The organism is Streptomyces hydrogenans, from assembly GCF_014656075.1.
In the GTDB taxonomy this organism is placed as follows: domain Bacteria; phylum Actinomycetota; class Actinomycetes; order Streptomycetales; family Streptomycetaceae; genus Streptomyces; species Streptomyces hydrogenans.
In genome coordinates, this window is the sequence record NZ_BNBS01000051.1 from 23,373 (window position 1) to 42,148 (window position 18,776).

The 18,776-nt window shown below is 73.5% G+C and carries 17 protein-coding genes; 10 read left to right on the forward strand and 7 right to left on the reverse strand.

Features of this window, described 5'->3' with window-relative positions:
• Positions 1–255 precede the first annotated feature (255 nt).
• Entirely contained in the window at positions 256–1,593 is a 1,338-nt protein-coding gene (locus tag IE321_RS21790) for a M14 family metallopeptidase (RefSeq protein ID WP_190224209.1), read from the forward strand.
• 43 nt (positions 1,594–1,636) lie between these two features.
• On the opposite strand, the gene IE321_RS21795 is transcribed toward IE321_RS21790, so the two are convergent.
• The 4 genes from IE321_RS21795 to IE321_RS21810 form a co-directional block, all read right to left on the reverse strand.
• Complete coding sequence (locus IE321_RS21795; protein ID WP_226651325.1) at positions 1,637–2,095, reverse strand: hypothetical protein; 459 nt, start codon at positions 2,093–2,095, stop codon at positions 1,637–1,639.
• Between the two features lie 126 nt (positions 2,096–2,221).
• Positions 2,222–2,632, reverse strand: a complete 411-nt coding sequence (locus tag IE321_RS21800) for a RidA family protein (protein ID WP_190224211.1) — start codon at positions 2,630–2,632, stop codon at positions 2,222–2,224.
• Complete coding sequence (locus IE321_RS21805; RefSeq protein WP_043227086.1) at positions 2,625–3,401, reverse strand: IclR family transcriptional regulator; 777 nt, start codon at positions 3,399–3,401, stop codon at positions 2,625–2,627. The genes IE321_RS21800 and IE321_RS21805 overlap by 8 nt, the downstream gene beginning before the upstream one ends.
• A complete protein-coding gene (locus tag IE321_RS21810) occupies positions 3,398–4,447 on the reverse strand; it encodes a sugar kinase (protein ID WP_190224229.1) in 1,050 nt (349 codons plus the stop codon). The genes IE321_RS21805 and IE321_RS21810 overlap by 4 nt, the downstream gene beginning before the upstream one ends.
• A 131-nt stretch (positions 4,448–4,578) precedes the next feature.
• Between IE321_RS21810 and IE321_RS21815 the strand changes: the two genes are divergently transcribed.
• Together IE321_RS21815 and IE321_RS21820 are read left to right on the forward strand one after the other, a co-directional pair.
• Positions 4,579–5,847 carry an amino acid deaminase gene (locus IE321_RS21815; protein ID WP_190224212.1) on the forward strand — a complete coding sequence of 423 codons (1,269 nt, stop codon included), beginning with the start codon at positions 4,579–4,581 and terminating at the stop codon, positions 5,845–5,847.
• Between the two features lie 13 nt (positions 5,848–5,860).
• On the forward strand, positions 5,861–7,468 hold the full coding sequence (locus IE321_RS21820; RefSeq protein WP_190224213.1) for an N-acyl-D-amino-acid deacylase family protein: 1,608 nt from the start codon (positions 5,861–5,863) through the stop codon (positions 7,466–7,468).
• Here the strand turns inward: IE321_RS21820 and mptB are convergent.
• Together mptB and IE321_RS21830 are read right to left on the reverse strand one after the other, a co-directional pair.
• The gene (gene mptB, locus IE321_RS21825; RefSeq protein WP_190224214.1) at positions 7,465–8,880 is read right to left on the reverse strand and encodes a polyprenol phosphomannose-dependent alpha 1,6 mannosyltransferase MptB; all 1,416 of its coding nucleotides are present in this window, start codon (positions 8,878–8,880) and stop codon (positions 7,465–7,467) included. The two genes, IE321_RS21820 and mptB, sit on opposite strands and share 4 nt — an antisense overlap.
• A gap of 41 nt (positions 8,881–8,921) precedes the next feature.
• A complete protein-coding gene (locus tag IE321_RS21830) occupies positions 8,922–9,374 on the reverse strand; it encodes a hypothetical protein (RefSeq protein ID WP_190224215.1) in 453 nt (150 codons plus the stop codon).
• A gap of 109 nt (positions 9,375–9,483) precedes the next feature.
• Between IE321_RS21830 and IE321_RS21835 the strand changes: the two genes are divergently transcribed.
• The 6 genes from IE321_RS21835 to IE321_RS21860 all read left to right on the forward strand — a co-directional run bounded on the left by IE321_RS21835 (position 9,484) and on the right by IE321_RS21860 (position 15,928).
• Positions 9,484–10,695 (forward strand): pyridoxal phosphate-dependent aminotransferase, encoded by a 1,212-nt coding sequence (locus IE321_RS21835; RefSeq protein ID WP_043227079.1) that lies wholly within the window; start codon positions 9,484–9,486, stop codon positions 10,693–10,695.
• 124 nt (positions 10,696–10,819) lie between these two features.
• On the forward strand, positions 10,820–11,209 hold the full coding sequence (locus IE321_RS21840; RefSeq protein WP_043227077.1) for an SCO4983 family protein: 390 nt from the start codon (positions 10,820–10,822) through the stop codon (positions 11,207–11,209).
• Between the two features lie 172 nt (positions 11,210–11,381).
• On the forward strand, positions 11,382–12,506 hold the full coding sequence (locus IE321_RS21845; RefSeq protein ID WP_190224216.1) for a hypothetical protein: 1,125 nt from the start codon (positions 11,382–11,384) through the stop codon (positions 12,504–12,506).
• On the forward strand, positions 12,503–13,759 hold the full coding sequence (locus tag IE321_RS21850; RefSeq protein WP_226651323.1) for a toxic anion resistance protein: 1,257 nt from the start codon (positions 12,503–12,505) through the stop codon (positions 13,757–13,759). The genes IE321_RS21845 and IE321_RS21850 overlap by 4 nt, the downstream gene beginning before the upstream one ends.
• A complete protein-coding gene (locus IE321_RS21855; RefSeq protein ID WP_190224217.1) occupies positions 13,756–15,351 on the forward strand; it encodes a substrate-binding and vWA domain-containing protein in 1,596 nt (531 codons plus the stop codon). The genes IE321_RS21850 and IE321_RS21855 overlap by 4 nt, the downstream gene beginning before the upstream one ends.
• Positions 15,338–15,928, forward strand: coding sequence for a hypothetical protein (locus IE321_RS21860; protein ID WP_190224218.1), 591 nt, complete (start codon positions 15,338–15,340; stop codon positions 15,926–15,928). Before IE321_RS21855 ends, IE321_RS21860 begins: the two co-directional genes overlap by 14 nt.
• A 127-nt stretch (positions 15,929–16,055) precedes the next feature.
• Here the strand turns inward: IE321_RS21860 and IE321_RS21865 are convergent, their stop codons facing one another.
• On the reverse strand, positions 16,056–17,873 hold the full coding sequence (locus IE321_RS21865; protein ID WP_043227073.1) for a phosphoenolpyruvate carboxykinase (GTP): 1,818 nt from the start codon (positions 17,871–17,873) through the stop codon (positions 16,056–16,058).
• A gap of 197 nt (positions 17,874–18,070) precedes the next feature.
• Here IE321_RS21865 and trhA point away from each other — a divergent pair, with 197 nt between their 5' ends.
• On the forward strand, positions 18,071–18,769 hold the full coding sequence (gene trhA / locus IE321_RS21870; protein WP_190224219.1) for a PAQR family membrane homeostasis protein TrhA: 699 nt from the start codon (positions 18,071–18,073) through the stop codon (positions 18,767–18,769).
• Positions 18,770–18,776: the final 7 nt, after the last annotated feature.

An 18,776-nucleotide genomic window follows, 5' to 3' on the forward strand; every position in this document is an offset into this window, starting at 1 on the left:
GCCGCGTTCCCGACCCCGTCGTGCGCGTCCCGACCCCGTCGTGCGCGTCCCCCACCCCATCGTGCGCGCCCCCGACCCCGCCGCACCGCCCTCCCGGCCCCGCCGCACCGCGTTTCCGGCACCCCCGTCGCCTAGCGTGGCAGCGACCATGGCCGAACTCGCTCTCTTGACCCGTCCATGACATGGCTCCACCATGTGCCCCGGACACCCGCACCTGTTGTCGCACTCCCCCACACTCCCCACCCAGGAGACACCATGCGACGTCCTCGACGCGGCAGAAGGTCCGCCACCCTCGCGGCCCTCGTGGCGCTCGCCCTCGCGGCGCCCCTCTCCGCCCTCTCCTCACCCGCCGGGGCCGACCCGGCGAGCGCCGCCAGGGGCGGCGAGGAGGTGATCCGGCAGTACGAGATCGCCGGGCCCTCCACCCCCGCCGCCCGCTCCGCGCTCACCGCCACCGGCGTCTCGATCGACGAGGTCGACGCCCGCTCGGTCGTGGTCAGCGCCGACGCGCGCGAACTGGCCCGGATCGAGGCGCTCGGCTACGAGCCGGTCGCCCTGCCCGCCCCGCCCGACCGGGGCGACGCGGCCCGGTCCTCCCTCGGCCCGCTCGACTTCCCCTCCGCCGACGCGAAGTACCACAACCACGCCGAGATGACGGCGGAGATCGACCAGCGGCTGGCCGCGTACCCCTCGATCATGAGCAAGCGGGTCATCGGCAAGAGCTACCAGGGCCGGGACATCGTCGCCATCAAGATCAGCGACAACGTGGCCGTGGACGAGAACGAGCCGGAGGTCCTCTTCACCCACCACCAGCACGCCCGCGAGCACCTCACCGTCGAGATGGCGCTGTACCTGCTCCGCGAGCTGGGCGCGGGCTACGGCACCGACCCCCGGGTCACCGCCGCGGTGAACGGCCGCGAGATCTGGATCGTGCCGGACCTCAACCCGGACGGCGGCGAGTACGACATCGCCACCGGCTCCTACCGCAGCTGGCGCAAGAACCGGCAGCCCAACTCCGGCTCCTCGTACGTCGGCACCGACATGAACCGGAACTGGGACTACAAGTGGGGCTGCTGCGGCGGCTCCTCCGGCACCAAGAGCTCCGAGACCTACCGGGGCGCCGCCCCCGAGTCCGCGCCCGAGGTGAAGGTCGTCGCCGACTTCGTCCGCTCCCGCGTCGTGGGCGGCACCCAGCAGATCAAGGCCGGCATCGACTTCCACACGTACAGCGAGCTGGTCCTGTGGCCCTTCGGCTGGACCAACGCGGACACCGCCCCCGGCATGACCCAGGACGACCGCGACGCCTTCGCCGCGGTCGGCCGGAGCATGGCGGCGAGCAACGGCTACACCCCCGAGCAGTCCAGCGACCTCTACATCACCGACGGGTCGATCGACGACTACCTCTGGGGCGCCCAGAAGATCTTCGCCTACACCTTCGAGATGTACCCGACCTCGTCCTGGAACGGCGGCTTCTACCCGCCGGACGAGGTCATCGAGCGCGAGACGAGCCGCAACCGCGACGCCGTCCTCCAGCTCCTGGAGAACGCGGACTGCATGTACCGCTCCATCGGCAAGCAGGCGCAGTACTGCTGACGCCCCGCCGGCCGGGTGCCCCGACGGTCCCGACGGCGGACCGTCAGGGCGCCTCGTCGTCGAAGTAGGCGTCGAGGACGGCGTCCAGCTCCGCCTCCCAGGCGGCGATGCGCCCCCGGTCCGGCGCGAGGAGGTCGATCGGGTACCAGCGCCGGTCGGGGGTGTGCACGGTGACGGTGAACCGCTTGCCGAAGCGCCCCTTCGCGCTCTCGACGGCGGCGAGCTCGTCCCAGCGGAACTCGCACGCCTCCTCGTCGTAGCTCAGCCGCACGCCCTCGGCGTCGGCCACGATCCGCCCCCGCCGGTCGGCGGCCTCGAAGACGGGGCCGTCGGCCGGCCCGGCCTCGTCCTCGGCCGAGTCCTGGCCCTCCGACGCGTCCGGGGCGTCCGGGGCGTCCGGGGCGTCCGGGGCGTCGGCATCGGAGCCGACGCGTTCCGTCGCCTCGTCCGAGACCTCGTCCGGTACGGCGTCCCGGACGGCGTCCTGAGGTGCGTCCGTCACGCCCGTGAGTCCGGGGACGAACCCCGGGTCGGCCGAAGCGGCGCGCAGGGGCTGCATTATGGGTCCGTTGCTCTGCTCCACGGCGGCAGTATGGCCGACGCGGCTGTGAGGGGGACCCCCCGGGGTTCAGTCCAGGACGGCGAGCGCGTCGATCTCGATGAGCAGGCCCTTGGGCAGGCCGACGTAGACGGTGGTCCGGGCGGCGGGCGGGGCCTTGAGCTCCTGCTCCTCGAAGTACTGGTTGTAGAGCGCGTTCATCTCGGCGAAGTGGTCGACGTCCGTGAGGTAGACGCGCATCATCATCACGTCGTCCCAGCCCGCGCCGCCCTCCTCCAGGATCGCCTTGACGTTGGCGAAGGTCTGGAGGGTCTGCTCGCGCAGGGTCGGGCCGGCCGGCGTCGGCGGCTGCCCCTCGACGGCCGGGAGGAAGCCGACCTGGCCGGCGACCTGGAGGATGTTCCCCTTGCGCACGCCGTGCGAGAACTTCGCGGGCGGGGACGTGTGGGTGGTGGGGGTGAGGGCGGTCTTCTCACTCATCGACAGATACCTCTGTTTCCTTCGGTGGGGTGGTGCCGGAGTAGTCGTGGCTGATCGCCTCCGCGGTGCGGCGCACCTGCGGCAGCAGGGCGAGCAGTTCCTCGGCGGTGACGACCACGTTGGGCGCCGAGACCGACATGGCGGCGACGACCCGGCCGTCGGCGCCGCGGATCGGGGCGGCGACGCAGTTGATGGACTCCTCGTGGCCGCCGAGGTCGGTGGCCCAGCCCTGCTCGCGCACGGTGGCCAGCTCCTGGAGGAAGGCGGCGGCGTCGGGGGTCGAACGGGGCGTGTAGCGGGGGTAGTCGAGCTTGACGGCGAGGGCGCGCCGCTCGGGCTCGGGCAGGTCCGCGAGGAGCAGTTTGGCGACGGCGGCGACGGTGAGGGCGACGGGCTTGCCGATGCGCGAGTACATGCGCACGGGGTAGCGGCTCTCGACCTTGTCGATGTACAGCACCTCGCCGTCCTCGTGGACGGCGAGGTGGACGGTGTGGCCGGTGCGGTCGTTGAGGGCGGCGAGGTGGGGGTGGGCGATCTCGCGGACGTCGAGGTTCTCGACGGCCTCCTGCGCGAGGGCGAAGAGGCGGGCGCCGAGGCGGTAGCGCTGGTCCTGCTGCCGGTAGACGAGGCCGTGCTCGTGGAGGGTGCGCAGCAGCCGCAGGGCGGTGGACTTGTGCACGCCGAGCCGGTCGGCGACCTGGCCCAGGTCGGCGGGGCCCTGCGCGAGCAGCGGCAGGATGCTGAGCGCGCGGTCGACGGTCTGGCTCATCGGGTACGTACCTCCTCGTCGGCCGCCGGGTCGGAGCCGGCCGCCGTGTCGGCCGCCGTCCAGCCGGGGCCGAGGTGCAGTCTCCCCCAGGCGTCGGCGTCGAGCGCGGCGAGCCGGTCGGCGAGGGCGTCGCGCGGCGGGGCGGCGAGGTCGCCGGGGACGGTGAGGGCGGCCGCGGCGGCGAGGTGGCCGTGCCGGAGCCGGGCGGTCATGGGGAGGCCGCGGAGGGTGGCGGAGAGGAAGCCGGCGGCGAAGGCGTCGCCCGCGCCGACGGCCGCGACGACGTCGACCCGGGGCGCCGGGACGACGGTGACGGTGTCCGTGCCCCGGTGCCGTTCGAAGGCGGTTACCGGCCCTTCGCCGCCCTTGACGAGCAGGACGGCGGGCTCGGGGAGCAGCGCGCGGACCGCGCGGGGGTCGGTGGCGTCCCAGAGGCGCTCCGCCTCGTCGGCGCCGACGAGGACGAGGTCGGCCCGGCCGGCGAGGCCGAGGAGCACTCCGGGGGCGTCTCCGTCGGGCCAGAGCGCGGGCCGGTGGTTGACGTCGAAGGAGAGGGCGGGGCGGCCGGGGCGGGGCCGGGTCAGTTCGTCCAGGAGGGCCCGGCAGTCGGGGGAGAGCGCGGCGGTGATGCCGGTGAGGTGGAGGATCCGGGCGTCGGCGACGGTGGCGTACGGGACCGTCGCCGGGGACATCGCGGAGGCGGCGGAGCCGGCCCGGTAGTAGACGACCTCGTGGGCGTCGGTGGCGCGGTCGGCGTCGGTGCGGAAGTAGACGCCGGTGGGCCGGTGCGGGTCGCGGCGGACCGCGCCGGTGTCGACTCCGTACGCTGCGATCGTGTCGAGCAGGTGGTCGCCGAAGCCGTCGGTGCCGACCCGGCCGACCCAGCGGACGCGGTGTCCGGCGGCGGCGAGGGAGCAGGCGACGTTGGACTCGGCGCCGCCGACGGCGCGGGTGAAGGCGGGGACGTCGGCGAGGCGGCCCGGCCGGGAGGGCAGGAAGGTCACCATGGACTCGCCGACACAGACGACCTCGGGGGGTCCGGCCATGCTCACGGTCACGCTCCTGCGGTCCTCGGGCGCCGGGGGTCCATTGACCCGGCCTCGGCCCGGATGTTAGACAGCGACGAGCGATATACGCAATGGACGTTGCAGAGAGCGCAACGACCGAAGGAGGATCCATGCCGACCGACCTGTCGGACGAGCGCGTCGACCACCGGTTCAAGGGCCTGCCGCCGGACGCCGAGGGCCTGACCGTCGGCGAGCTGGCCGCCCAGCGCCGCTCCCTCTTCACCGGCGGCTTCACCACCCCGGTCCTCGCCCTCTCCGCCGAGTCCGTCGAGCACAACCTGCGCGCCCTGGAGCAGTACGCCGAGCGGCACGGCCTCGCCTTCGCCCCGCACGGCAAGACCTCGATGGCGCCGGTCCTCTTCCGGCGCCAGATCGAGCACGGCGCCTGGGGCATCACGGCCGCCGTCCCGCACCAGGTCCGGGTCTACCGCGCCCACGGCGTCGACCGGATCTTCCTCGCCAACGAGGTGGTGGACCCGGTGGCGCTGCACTGGCTCTCCGCCGAGCTGGACGCCCACCCGGACTTCCACCTGGTCTGCTACGCCGACTCGGTGCGCGGGGTCGAGCTGATGGACGAGGCGCTGCGCGCGGCCGGGGCCCGGCGCCCGCTGGACGTCGTCGTGGAGCTGGGCGCCGGCGAGGGGGCCCGTACCGGCGCCCGCACCGAGGCGGAGTGCACGGCCGTCGCCGACGCGATCGCCGCGACCGGCACCCTCCGGCTGGTCGGCGTCGCGGGCTACGAGGCCGAGGTCCCGGGCGCGGACGCGGAGTCGGTCCGGGCCTGGCTGCGCCGGCTGACCGGGCTCGCCGTCGCCTTCGACGAGGACGGCCGCTTCGACCCGTCGGTGGGCGAGATCGTGGTGAGCGCGGGCGGCAGCGCGTGGTTCGACGCGGTCGCCGACGTCTTCGCGGAGATCCCCGGTCTCTCCCTGCCGGTCCTGAAGCTGCTGCGCTCCGGCGCGTACGTGTCGCACGACGACGGCCAGTACCGCGAGAAGACCCCCTTCAACCGGATCCCGGCGGAGGGCGCCCTCCAGCCGGCCTTCCGCCTGTGGTCGCAGGTGGTGTCCCGGCCGTCGGACGGGCAGGCGTTCACCAACGCGGGCAAGCGGGACGCGGCGTACGACCTCCACCTGCCGGAGGCGCAGGTGGTGCGCTCCGCCCGGACCGGCGAGGTCCGGCCGGCCGACGGGGTGACCGTCACGGCCCTCTCCGACCAGCACGCGTGGCTGCGCACCGGGGACGGCGCGGACGTGGAGGTCGGCGACTGGGTCGGGATGGGCCTGTCGCACCCGTGCACCTCCTTCGACAAGTGGCAGCTGATCCCGCTGGTCGAGGCGGACGGCACGGTCGTCGACTACGTCCGCACCTTCTTCTGAGCGGGGGCCGGGGATGATGGATCTCGTCTTCCGTGACGCCGAGGTGGTCGACGGCTCCGGCGGCCCCTCCTACCGCGCCGACGTGGCCGTGGAGCGCGGCAGGATCGTCTCGATCGTGCAGGAGGCAGCCGCGGCCGGCTGTCAGCGGCCGACGGCCCGCCGGAGCGTCGACGCGGAGGGCCTGGTCCTCTCCCCCGGCTTCGTCGACATGCACGCCCACAGCGACCTCGCGCTGCTGCGCGACCCGGACCACTCCGCGAAGGCCGCGCAGGGCGTGACCCTGGAGGTCCTGGGCCAGGACGGCCTGTCGTACGCGCCGGTGGACGACCGCACCCGCGAGGAGGTGCGGCGGGCGATCGCCGGCTGGAACGGCGGCGGCCCCGAGGACCCGACCGTGGACCTGGACTGGCGGACGGTCGGCGAGTACCTGGACCGGCTCGACACCGCGCACGGCGGCGAGGGCATCGCGGTGAACGCCGCCTACCTCGTCCCGCAGGGCACCGTCCGGATGCACGCGATGGGCTGGGAGGACCGTCCGGCGACCCCGGCCGAGCTGGACCGGATGCGCCGGCTGGTCGCCGAGGGCCTGGAGCAGGGCGCGGTCGGCATGTCCTCCGGCCTGACCTACACCCCCGGCATGTACGCCCCCGACGCCGAACTCGCCGAGCTGTGCCGGGTGGTGGCCCGGTACGGCGGCTACTACTGCCCGCACCACCGGAGTTACGGCGCGGGGGCGCTGCGCGCGTACGAGGAGATGATCGCGCTCACCCGGGAGGCGGGCTGCGCGCTCCACCTCGCCCACGCCACCCTGAACTTCGGGGAGAACGAGGGGCGCGCCCCCGAGCTCCTGGCCCTCCTGGACCGGGCGCTGGGGACGGGCGCCGACATCAGCCTCGACACCTACCCCTACACCCCCGGCTGCACCACGCTCCTCGCGCTGCTGCCGTCCTGGGCGCAGGAGGGCGGTCCCGAGGCGGCCCTCGCCCGCCTCGCGGACGGGCCGACGGCGGACCGGATCCGCCACGACCTGGAGGTGACCGGCTCGGACGGCTGCCACGGGGTGCCGGTCGACTGGTCGACGATCGAGGTCTCGGGCGTCACGGAGCCCGCCCTGGCGGACCGGGTGGGCCGGCGGCTCGGCGGCTGGGAGGAGGCCCGGGCGCTGCTCCTGGCCGACCGGCTCGGCTCGACGATCCTCCAGCACGTGGGCCACGAGGAGAACGTGCGGGCGATCATGCGCCACCGCGTCCACACCGGCGGCTCGGACGGCATCCTCCAGGGCGCCAAGCCGCATCCGCGCGCCTACGGCACCTTCCCCGAGTACCTGGGCCGCTACGTCCGCGAGGAGGGCGTCCTCACCCTGGAGGAGTGCGTCGCCCATCTGACCTCCCGCCCGGCGGCCCGCCTGCGGCTCCCCGACCGGGGCCTGGTGCGCGAGGGGTACGTCGCCGACCTGGTGCTCTTCGACCCGGCGACGGTCGCGGCGGGAGCCACCTACGACGCCCCGCGCACCCTGCCCGTCGGCATCCCGCACGTCCTGGTGGACGGCCGCTTCGTCATCGAGGACGGCCGCCGCACGGACGCCCTCGCGGGCCGCGCGATCAGACGGACGCCGGTCTAGACGGCCCGGACGCCGTCGGCGGGTTCGGGCGCGGGGCCCGCGCCCGAACCCGCCGACGGCCAGCGGTCCCGGCGGAGCCAGAGCGCGCCGAGGGCCAGGACGAGGCCGGCGGCGACGAAGCCGTACCAGGGGGTGTGGCCGGAGGGCTGGGTCTCGTAGACGAGGGCCGCCGAGAGCACCGCGAGCACCTGCCCGGCGCGGCTGTGCCAGGCGACGGCCGCGACGACGACCGTGCCCCACAGCAGGTACCAGGGCTGCACCATCGGGGAGAGCGCGACCAGGGCGAGGAGGCCGTACCCGAGGCCGAGGACGGGGTCGATCCGCCCCCGGTACGCACGCCACGCGAGCAGGCAGATGATCACGACGGCGGCGAGCAGCCCCAGCTTCTGCACCACGGCCTTGACCGGCTCGGGGTCGTCAGCGACCAGCGTGCCGAGCGCGAGGCCGAGGTCGCTGGTGAGCGACAGCGGGGTGTGGATGGCCCCGGCGACGGACTGCGTCCCGAGCCAGCCGAAGCCGGTCCCGGAGACCAGACTGGCCCCGGCGGCGACCGCCCCGGCGACGGCCGGGGGCAGGACGAGGCCCTTCAGGAGTCCGCCGCGCCGGGCGACGACCACCGCGATGAAGAGCAGGGCGACGGCGGCCGGCGACTTCACCATCACGGCGCAGCCGACGAGCGCGCTGCCGAGGACCCACCGGCCGCGCACGGCGAGCAGCACGCCCGCGAGCATGAGCCCGGCCATCAGGCCGTCGTTGTGGATGCCGCCGACGACGTGGACCAGCAGCAGCGGGTTGAGCACGGCGAGCCACAGGGCGCCGTCGCCCCTGCCGAAGCCGCGCACGGCCCACACGAGGAGCGCCAGCGACCCGAGCGCGACCAGCCGCAGCAGCAGGACGGCCGGGACGACGGCCCCGCCGGTCAGCTTCACCACCGCCTCGGCCAGCAGCAGGAAGGCTGGTCCGTACGGCGCCGGGGTGTCGGTCCAGTTCCCGCCGACGCTCGCCGCCGCGTCCGCCCCCAGCTCGCCGGGGCCGAGCACGGAGGGCCCGGCGCCGTAGACGTCGTACCCCTCCAGGACCATCGCGCCCTGCGCGATGTAGCTGTACACGTCCGCGCTGTGCAGCGGCGGCGCGACCAGCAGCGGGGCGCACCAGGCGGCGAGCGTCCCGAGCACGCCCCCGGCGGCGCCGCGCGCCAGCAGCACGCCGTAGCGCCACCAGGCGGCGACGAGCAGCGTCAGGCCGAGCGCGGCGACGACGGCCCCGACGGTCTCGGCCGCGCTTCCGCGCGGCGCCCACAGCCCGCCCCCGCCGAGCACCGGCAGGGACCCGGCCGCGTATCCGCCGGCGGCCACGGCGAGCGCTCCGCCCGCCCCGGCCCACCGGCATCCGGAAGCACTGAGAACCCACATGACCAGCCAACCTACCCGCACCGCGCGGGGGCCCCGACCGGTCAGCCCCGGCCCTTGCCGTTGCCGCGGCCGCGGCCGGGCTTGGCGGACCGGGTGGCGTCGGAGGCGTCGGGCACGGGCTCCGCCGAGGGGGTCGAGGAGGCCGAGGGGGCGGCCGGGGCGGATCCGGAGGGCGAGGGCGTCGCCGAGGAGGCCGTGGCCGTGGCCCCGGGCCGTCCCGTGGCGGCGGGGCCGGCCGTCCGGCTGGGCGGGGAGTCCGGCTCCGGCGTTGTGCCGCTCGCGGTCGGGTCCGCCTGGATCAGCGTCGGCAGTCCCCCGCCGTCCGCGTCCCGCTCGGCCGGTCCGCGCGCGCCGCCGCCGGTCAGGGCCACCGCGCCGAGGCCCAGCACCGCGATCCCGCCGGCCGCGGCCAGCCACACCACGCCCCGCCCGCGCCGGGCGGAGGCGTGGCGGCGGCGCCCACGGGGGGCTCTGGCGGGGTCCTCGAAGCTCATGGCCCCGCATTGTAGGGATCACGACAGACCGGTCCTGCGGGCGCGTCCCGACACCCGACGTGTCCGAGAACACGAGGCGTCCCACCCCCCGCCGCCGTAAGCTCTCGTCATGCAGGTGATCCAGTCCACGAAGCTCGCCAACGTCTGTTACGAAATCCGGGGCCCGGTGCTCGAAGAGGCGATGCGGCTCGAAGCCGCGGGTCATCGCATCCTCAAGCTGAACACCGGCAACCCGGCCGCCTTCGGCTTCGAGTGCCCGCCCGCGATCCTGGAGGACGTCCTCCGGAACCTCTCCGAGGCGCACGGCTACGGCGACGCGAAGGGCTTGCTGTCCGCCCGCCGCGCGGTGATGAGCCACTACGAGACCAAGGGCATCCACCTCTCCGTCGAGGACGTCTACCTCGGCAACGGCGTCTCCGAGCTGATCCAGATGTCGATGCAGGCGCTGCTCGACGACGGCGACGAGGTCCTGGTCCCGGCCCCCGACTACCCGCTGTGGACGGCCTCGGTCTCCCTCGCGGGCGGCACGGCGGTGCACTACCGCTGCGACGAGCAGGCGGACTGGATGCCGGACCTCGCCGACATCGAGCGGAAGATCACCGACCGCACCAAGGCGATCGTGATCATCAACCCGAACAACCCGACCGGCGCGGTCTACGACGACGAGATGCTGCGCTCGCTGACGGACATCGCGCGCCGCCACGGGCTGGTGATCTGCTCGGACGAGATCTACGACAAGATCCTCTACGACGGCGCCACCCACACGCCGACCGCCGCGATCGCCCCGGACCTGCTCTGCCTCACCTTCAACGGGATGAGCAAGAACTACCGGGTGGCCGGCTTCCGCTCCGGCTGGCTCGCGGTCTGCGGACCGAAGCACCACGCCTCCTCGTACATCGAGGGCCTGACGATCCTGGCCAACATGCGGCTGTGCGCCAACATGCCGGCCCAGCACGCGGTGGCCGCCGCGCTCCAGGGCCGGCAGTCGATCGAGGAGCTCGTGCTGCCGGGCGGCCGTCTGCTGGAGCAGCGGAACACCGCGTACGAGCTGCTGACCTCGATCCCCGGCGTGACCTGTGTGAAGCCGAAGGGCGCGCTGTACCTGTTCCCGCGCCTCGACCCGAACGTCTACAAGGTCAAGGACGACCGGCAGATGGTCCTGGACCTGCTGCGGGCCGAGAAGATCATGGTGGTGCACGGGACGGGCTTCAACTGGCACGAGCCGGACCACTTCCGGATCGTGACGCTGCCGGCGGTCGCCGACCTCACGGACGCGGTGACCCGGATCGGCCGCTTCCTGGACGGCTACAGCCAGCCCTGAGCCCCCGCTCCCGGCCGGCCGGAGGCACTCCGACCATCCTTGACCCGCCCTTGAATCGGACTCGAATCAACTTTAGACGAAATCTAAGCTAGGCTGGTCTCCGAGCAGTCAGGAGGCCGTCCCCATGTACGAACCGATCCGCACCAAGTCGGTCCACACGACGGGCGGCGACGCCGGCGCGTATCCGCACCGCTCCCGCGAGGAGGAGCTGGACATCCAGCTCGCCGGCCACCTCGCCGCCCTGCTCGCCGTGACCGACGAGCTCGGTGACGCCGAGGGCGGCGAGCGGATCGCCCACCAGGTGGCCCGCCTCCGCGGCGCGCCCCCGGCCCGGCACGCCGGACTGAGCGGCGCCTCCCCCGAGGCCCTCCACCGCAAGGCGCACGCCCTCGCGGGCCGCGCCCTGGTGGTGGCCGCCTCCCGCGCGGACACCTCCGCGGCGATCCTCGCCGCCGAGCGGATGGACGCCCACACCGCGGCCCTGACCGGGGACCCCCTGGTCACCGCCCCCTAGACGGCCCCGGGTCGCGCGGCACGAACCGCACGACCCGGGAGCCACCCAACCGGACCGCGGGGAGCCCTCTCCCTCGTCGTCGACGACGACAACGGGGGACACGGCAGCCGTCCTTCCGGTTCCCTACCGGGATCGCTCCTTCACCCCCCGTCCACCCAACTCCCCCTGGAATGTGGGTTTCCGCGAGCACTCTGCCCGCGTGAGACGCATTCTGGGAATCGTCCTGGCCGTCCTGCTCCTGGGCGGCGTGGCCGCCGTCCTCGTGGCGGGCGGCGACAAGGACAAGGGCACGGCAACGAAGACCGTGCGAGGAGTCATCGGCTCGGAGAAGAGCGAGTTCTTCACCGACCCCGACGTCGTGAAGGCCCTGGCCGCCAAGGGCCTCACCGTGAGCACCGAGACCTCCGGGTCCTGGGACATGGAGCAACTCCCCCTCAAGGGATACGACTTCGCGTTCCCGTCCTCGAAGGGACCGGCCGACGAGCTGCGTGCCAAGGCTGCCGACAAGGCCGTCGCCACGCCGCTGCGCCCGTTCTACTCGCCGCTGGTGGTCGTCGCGCACAGCAACGCCGCCCGGGTCCTCGCCGGCAACGGCCTGGCCACCCTCGGCGCCCGCGGCACCAGCGGCATCCTCCGGATGGACGCCTATCTGGCCGCCGTCCGCGCCGACCGCAGCTGGCAGCAGCTCAAGGGCGCCGACAAGCACGCCGAGCTGAGCGGCACCCTCTTCATCACCTCCACCGACCCGGTGGCCTCCAACTCCGGCGCGCTCTACCTCGCCGCCGCGAGCTACGTCGCCGACGGCGGCCGGGTCGCCGACGGCAAGGAGGCCGTCGGCCGCACCGCCCCGCTGCTGCGGAAGCTGACCCAGGTGCAGGGCGCCCAGCAGACCGGCTCCGACGCCCCCTTCCGGGACTTCGTGAGCGGCGTCGGCAACCCGCTGGTCCTCGTGTACGAGTCCCAGGTCGCCTCGCAGCTCCTCGCCGGCCGGCCGATGGGCGACCTCGTCGTCCTCTACCCGGACACCACGGTCAACAGCGACCACACCCTCGTCCCCCTCACCGAGGGCGGCAAGGAGCTGGGCCGGCTGCTCTCCGAGGACCCCGAGCTGCGCCGGCTCGCCGTCCGGCACGGCTTCCGGCCGCAGGGCGCCGCGCCCGAGTTCACCGAGGCCACCAACCCGTACGGCGAATACCTCAACCAGACACTGACCGGAGTCCGCCAGGCGCCCGTGCCCACCGGCGCGGTGCTGCGCGACATGGCGCGGCGGGCCCGTGACCAGGGGGGCACCGCATGACCGAGCACACCGACCCGCGCGCCGCGGGGCAGCCCCGGAACCCGTACGCGGGCCCGCCGGAGTCCACCTTCGTCCTGACCCCGCCCGAGCACGACGCCCCGCTCCTCCTCACCCCGCCCGCTCCGCCCCCGGTGGTCCGCGCCGAACAGGCCTCCGGCCTGGTGCCGCTGGACGCGTCCGTGCGGGCCGAGATGGACCGGCGGGCCGAGGAGTACGTGGGCTCGCTCTCCGGACTCGACCCGCGCTCCCCCGAGTTCGCGGGCCGCATCGGCGAGATCGCGGCGCTCGGCTCCGGCGAGATGCGGGCCGCCGCCCAGCAGTCGAACCGGATGCTGGACCGCACGGTCCGCTCCCTCGGCCGGGGCGGCGGCGACGCGCCGGCCCGCGTCGGCTCCTCCCTGGTGGAGCTGCGCCGCACCGTCGAGGACCTCGACCCGCGCGACGCCCCCGCCAAGGGCGCCCGGCGGCTCCTCGCCAAGCTGCCCGGCGGCAACAGGTTCCGCGACCACGTCGCCAAGTACGCCTCCTCGCAGGCCACGCTCCACCGCATCGTCGACTCGCTCCGCGGCGGCCAGGACGAACTCCGGCGCGACAACGCCGCGTTGCAGACCGAGCGGGCCCGGCTGTGGGAGACCATGGGCAAGCTCCAGGAGTTCGCCGTCCTCACCGAGGCCCTCGACGCGGCCGTGGAACAGCGGATCGCGGCCACCGCCGACCCGGCCCAGGCCGACGCGCTCCGCGCCGACGTCCTCTTCCCGGTGCGCCAGAAGCACCAGGACCTGCTCACCCAGCTCGCCGTCTGCGCCCAGGGCTACCTGGCCATGGACGTGGTCCGGCGGAACAACGACGAGCTGATCAAGGGCGTGGACCGGGCCGCGACGACGACCCTGTCGGCGCTGCGGATCGCGGTCATGCTCGCCTCCGCCCTGGAGAACCAGCGCAAGGTCACCGAGCAGGTGAACGTGCTCCGCTCGACCACCGAGGACCTGATCCGGGGCAACGCCGAGATGCTCTCCACCCAGGCCGGCGAGATCCAGCGGATCGCGGCCGACCCGGCCGTCGGCGCCGAGACCCTGCGCACGGCCTTCCAGCAGATCTACCGCACCCTCGACGCCATCGACACGTACAAGGTCCGGGCGACCGAGGCGATGGCGGCGACCGTCTCCTCCCTCACCGGTGAACTCCAGGAAGCGAGCGCCCACTTGGACCGCAGCCGCCGCACGAGCGCCCTGGAAGGCGGCCCCTCCGCATGAGACCCCGCACGCTCCCCCGCCTCCTCACGGGCCTCGCCCTCACCCTGCTCCTCACCGCCACCGCGGGCTCCTGCGGCACGATCGACAACTCGGCCGGCGGCACCGGCGAGCAGCGCGACAGGACCGACTCCGGGCCCGCCGCCCCCGGCACCCTCCGGATCCTCGCCTCCTCCGAACTCGCCGACATGGCACCGGTCCTGGAGGAGGCCCGCGAGGCCACCGGCGTGACCGTCCGCGCCACCTACGCGGGCACCCTCGACGCCGTCGAGCGGATCGCCTCGGGCCGGGCCGAGAAGGAGTACGACGCCGTCTGGCTCTCCTCCAACGACTACCTGCGGCTCCGCCCCGACACCGCCGGCCGGATCACCAACGAGACCCCGGTGATGACCTCCCCGGTGGCGCTCGGCGTCCGCCCCGAGGCCGTCGCCCGGCTCGGCTGGGACCCGAAGAAGGTCACCTGGTCGCAGCTCCACCAGGCCGTCGCCGCGGGCCGGCTGACCTACGGCATGACCGACCCGAAGCGCTCCAACTCCGGCTTCTCCGCGCTGGTCTCGGTCGCCTCCGGCCTCTCCGGCGCCCAGTCCGCGCTCCAGGACCGGGACGTGGCGAAGGCGACGCCGAAGCTCCGCGAGTTCTTCACCGGCCAGAAGCTCACCTCCGGCTCCTCCGGCTGGCTCGCCACCGCCTACGGCCGCCGCACCGACATCGACGCGCTGGTCAACTACGAGTCGGTGCTGCTCTCCACGCCCGGCGCGCTCACCGTGATCCGCCCCTCCGACGGCGTCGTCACCGCCGACTACCCGCTCACCCTGCTCACCGCCTCCTCCGCCGACGCCAAGGAGTCCGCCCGGCGGCTCACCACCTACCTCCGCACCCCGCAGGCGCAGCGCAGGATCACCGAGACGACGCTGCGCCGCCCGGTGGTCGCCGGCGTCGACCCCTCGCCCCGGCTCGACCGGGACCTGCGGCGCGAGCTGCCCTTCCCGGGCAGCCGGTCCGTCGCCGACGGGCTGCTCGACGCGTACGACAACACGCTCCGCCGGCCCTCCCGCACGGTCTACGTCCTGGACACCTCGGGGTCGATGGGCGGCGAGCGGCTGACCCGGCTGAAGGAGGCGATCACCGAGCTGACCGAGGACTTCCGGGACCGCGAGGAGGTCACCCTGATGCCCTTCGGCACCACGGTGAAGTCCGGCGAGGTGCGGACGTACACGGTCGACCCGAAGGACCCGGCGCGGGCCAGGGACGCGATCCGGGCCGACGCGGCCAGGCTCACCGCCTCCGGCGGCACGGCGATCTACACCAGCCTCACCGAGGCGTACCGCAGTCTGGGCGCCGCGCCCCGCGACACCTTCACCTCGGTCGTGCTCATGACGGACGGCGAGAACACCGACGGCATGGACGGCGCGGGCTTCGACGCCTTCTTCCGCGCCCTGCCCGCCGAGCAGCGGCACACCCCGGTCTTCCCGATCCTCTTCGGCGACTCCGACCGGGTCGAGCTGGAGCACATCGCGGATCTGACCGGCGGCAGGCTCTTCGGGGCGGAGGGCTCCCTGAAGGGCGCGTTCGAGGAGATCCGTGGCTACCAGTAACCCGGTGCTCCGCTACGCGGAGTCCCGCAAGAACCTGACGGGCTGCCTCTGCGGCCTGGCCGGGCTCGGCATCGGCCTCACCGGCGCGGCCGGCGGACTGTGGCCGCTGGTGGTGCTCGGCCTGTACGGCGCGGGCGCGCTGATCGCCCCGCCCGAGCGCCCGGACGCCCCGGCCTTCCCGAGCGCCGGCGAGCAGCTGGAGTCGCTGCGCGCGGACCACGCCACGCTGCGGGAGTACCTCGCGGAGGTGGAGCTGCCCGAGGACGCCCGGACGCGCCTCGACGAGCTGGACGCCCTCGGCGAGGCGCTCCTGGAACCCGGCTGGGTCAGCGACCCCGAGCACCTGCGGGTGCTGGCCCGGACGGTCCGGCAGGACGTCCCCGAGGCGGTCGACGCCTTCGTGCGGACCCGCTGGTGGACGCGGGTGAACCCGGGCTCCGAGCCGCCCGAGCGGCATCTGGAGCGTCAGCTGGCCGCGCTGCGCGAGGAGGCCGGGCGGATCGCCGCGGCCCTCCAGGAGGCGGAGGAGCTCCGCCAGCGGGCGCACACCCGCTATCTGGAGGACCGCGGTACGTAGGAAGATGCGCCGGCCCCGGAGCCTGAGGGGGCTCCGGGGCCGGATGCGTCGTGGTGGACCGTCGTGACCCCACTGGTCAGGGCGGAATGTCGGGGCAGCCCACCACGAGTCTCATGCTGCTACGGGATCAGCCCAGGCGCTCGACCAGCGCGCGGTACTCGTCCCACAGCTCCTTCGGGGTGTGCTCGCCGAAGGTCTCCAGGTGCGCGGGGACCAGGGCGGCCTCCTCGCGCCAGACGCCCTTGTCGACGGTGAGCAGGAAGTCCAGGTCCTCGTCGGCCAGGTCGAGGCCGTCGGTGTCCATGGCCTCCCGGGTCGGCAGGACGCCGATCGGGGTCTCGACGCCCTCGGCCTTGCCGTCGAGGCGCTCGACGATCCACTTCAGGACGCGGCTGTTCTCGCCGAAGCCGGGCCAGACGAACTTGCCGGCGTCGTTCTTGCGGAACCAGTTGACGTAGTAGATCTTCGGCAGCTTCGCGGCGTCCGCGGAGGCGCCCACCTTGACCCAGTGCGCCATGTAGTCGCCCATGTTGTAGCCGCAGAACGGCAGCATGGCGAAGGGGTCGCGGCGCAGCTCGCCGACCTTGCCCTCGGCGGCGGCGGTCTTCTCGGAGGCCACGTTGGCGCCGAGGAAGACGCCGTGGTTCCAGTCGAAGGACTCGGTGACCAGCGGGACGGCGGTGGCGCGGCGGCCGCCGAAGAGGATCGCCGAGATCGGCACGCCCTTCGGGTCCTCCCACTCCGGCGCGATGATCGGGCACTGCCCGGCCGGGACGGTGAAGCGGGCGTTCGGGTGGGCGGCGGGCGTGTCGGACGCGGGCGTCCAGTCGTTGCCCTTCCAGTCCGTGAGGTGCGCGGGCGCCGTCTCGGTCATGCCCTCCCACCACACGTCGCCGTCGTCGGTGAGCGCGACGTTCGTGAAGACGGAGTTGCCCCACATCGTCTTCATGGCGTTGGCGTTGGTGTGCTCGCCGGTGCCGGGGGCGACGCCGAAGAAGCCGGCCTCGGGGTTGATGGCGTAGAGGCGGCCGTCCTCGCCGAAGCGCATCCAGGCGATGTCGTCGCCGATGGTCTCGACCGTCCAGCCGGGGATGGTCGGCTCCAGCATGGCGAGGTTGGTCTTGCCGCAGGCCGACGGGAAGGCGGCGGCGACGTACTTCGCCTCGCCCTGCGGCGGGGTCAGCTTGAGGATGAGCATGTGCTCGGCGAGCCAGCCCTCGTCACGGGCCATGACGGAGGCGATGCGCAGGGCGTAGCACTTCTTGCCGAGGAGCGCGTTGCCGCCGTAGCCGGAGCCGTACGACCAGATCTCGCGGGTCTCCGGGAAGTGCGAGATGTACTTGGTGGAGTTGCACGGCCACGGCACGTCCTCCTGGCCCTCCGCGAGGGGGGCGCCGAGGGTGTGGACGGCCTTCACGAAGAAGCCGTCGGTGCCGAGCTCGTCGAGGACGGCCTGTCCCATGCGGGTCATGGTGCGCATGGAGACGGCGACGTAGGCGGAGTCGGTGATCTCGACGCCGATGGCGGAGAGCGGGGAGCCGACGGGGCCCATGCAGAAGGGGACCACGTACATGGTCCGGCCCTTCATCGACCCGCGGAAGATGCCCTCGGAGCCCGCGAAGAGCTCCTTCATCTCGGACGGGGCCTTCCAGTGGTTGGTCGGGCCGGCGTCCTCCTCCTTCTCGGAGCAGATGAAGGTGCGGTCCTCGACGCGGGCGACGTCGGTGGGGTCGGAGGCGGCGTAGTACGAGTTCGGGCGCTTCACCGGGTCGAGCTTCGTGAACGTTCCCTTGGCGACGAGCTCCTCGCACAGGCGCTCGTACTCGGCCTCGGAGCCGTCGCACCAGACGATGCTGTCCGGCTGGGTGATCTCGGCGATCTCGTTCACCCAGGAGACGAGCTCCTGGTGCTGGGTGGGAAGGGGAGCCGCGTTGTCGCGCGCCACGATTGCTCCTTGTAGAGGGGTGTGTTCGCTGTATGCCCCGTGGGGGCTGCGACCCGGATGCGTCGTAGCTGCTCATCCGGTGCCGACCGCACTCATTTGATCATCCGACGGAAACGCCCATATGTCCAGGGGGGTGCACACGTGAGCATCGCCACTCATATACGGGACCTACGGGGCCGTAGGTACGATTCCGTGTCATGACTGCAGCCACGCCGGAAGTGACCCCGGTCGAGCCCGACCCGATCGTCCAGGCCCCGTCGCTCCCGCTGAAGCCAATGCTCAGAGGCTGGCTGCACGCGGGCATGTTCCCCGCCGTGATCGTCGCGGGACTGGTCCTGGTGGCCCTCGCCGACACCCCCCGCGCCCGCATCGCCTGCGGGATCTACGTGCTCACCGCCTGCCTGCTCTTCGGCATCAGCGCGCTGTACCACCGCGGCGACTGGGGCCCGCGCGGCGAGGCGATCCTGCGCCGCCTCGACCACGCCAACATCTTCCTGATCATCGCGGGCACCTACACCCCGCTCACGCTGCTGCTGCTCCCCGACTCCACCGCGAAGCCGCTCATGTGGGCGGTCTGGGCCGCCGCGCTGGCCGGCATCGCCTTCCGCGTCTTCTGGGTCGGCGCCCCCCGCTGGCTCTACACCCCCTGCTACATCGCCATGGGCTGGGCCGCGGTCTTCTTCCTGCCGGACTTCATGCGGGCCGGCGGCATCGCCGTCCTCGTCCTCGTCGTCGTCGGCGGCCTGCTCTACAGCGCCGGCGGCATCATCTACGGCATCAAGCGCCCGAACCCGTCCCCCCGCTGGTTCGGCTTCCACGAGGTCTTCCACTCCCTCACCCTGGCCGCCTTCATCGTCCACTACGTCGGCATCTCCCTGGTCGCGTACCAGTCCTGACCAGGCA

Bases quoted from the DNA above. Each gene is read 5' to 3' on its own strand.
- IE321_RS21790 (WP_190224209.1), top strand. From the start codon at position 256: ATGCGACGTCCTCGACGCGGCAGAAGGTCCGCCACCCTCGCGGCCCTC.
- IE321_RS21800 (WP_190224211.1), bottom strand. From the start codon at position 2,632: ATGAGTGAGAAGACCGCCCTCACCCCCACCACCCACACGTCCCCGCCC.
- IE321_RS21805 (WP_043227086.1), bottom strand. From the start codon at position 3,401: ATGAGCCAGACCGTCGACCGCGCGCTCAGCATCCTGCCGCTGCTCGCG.
- IE321_RS21810 (WP_190224229.1), bottom strand. From the start codon at position 4,447: ATGGCCGGACCCCCCGAGGTCGTCTGTGTCGGCGAGTCCATGGTGACC.
- IE321_RS21815 (WP_190224212.1), top strand. From the start codon at position 4,579: ATGCCGACCGACCTGTCGGACGAGCGCGTCGACCACCGGTTCAAGGGC.
- IE321_RS21820 (WP_190224213.1), top strand. From the start codon at position 5,861: ATGATGGATCTCGTCTTCCGTGACGCCGAGGTGGTCGACGGCTCCGGC.
- mptB (WP_190224214.1), bottom strand. From the start codon at position 8,880: ATGTGGGTTCTCAGTGCTTCCGGATGCCGGTGGGCCGGGGCGGGCGGA.
- IE321_RS21830 (WP_190224215.1), bottom strand. From the start codon at position 9,374: ATGAGCTTCGAGGACCCCGCCAGAGCCCCCCGTGGGCGCCGCCGCCAC.
- IE321_RS21835 (WP_043227079.1), top strand. From the start codon at position 9,484: ATGCAGGTGATCCAGTCCACGAAGCTCGCCAACGTCTGTTACGAAATC.
- IE321_RS21840 (WP_043227077.1), top strand. From the start codon at position 10,820: ATGTACGAACCGATCCGCACCAAGTCGGTCCACACGACGGGCGGCGAC.
- IE321_RS21850 (WP_226651323.1), top strand. From the start codon at position 12,503: ATGACCGAGCACACCGACCCGCGCGCCGCGGGGCAGCCCCGGAACCCG.
- IE321_RS21855 (WP_190224217.1), top strand. From the start codon at position 13,756: ATGAGACCCCGCACGCTCCCCCGCCTCCTCACGGGCCTCGCCCTCACC.
- trhA (WP_190224219.1), top strand. From the start codon at position 18,071: ATGACTGCAGCCACGCCGGAAGTGACCCCGGTCGAGCCCGACCCGATC.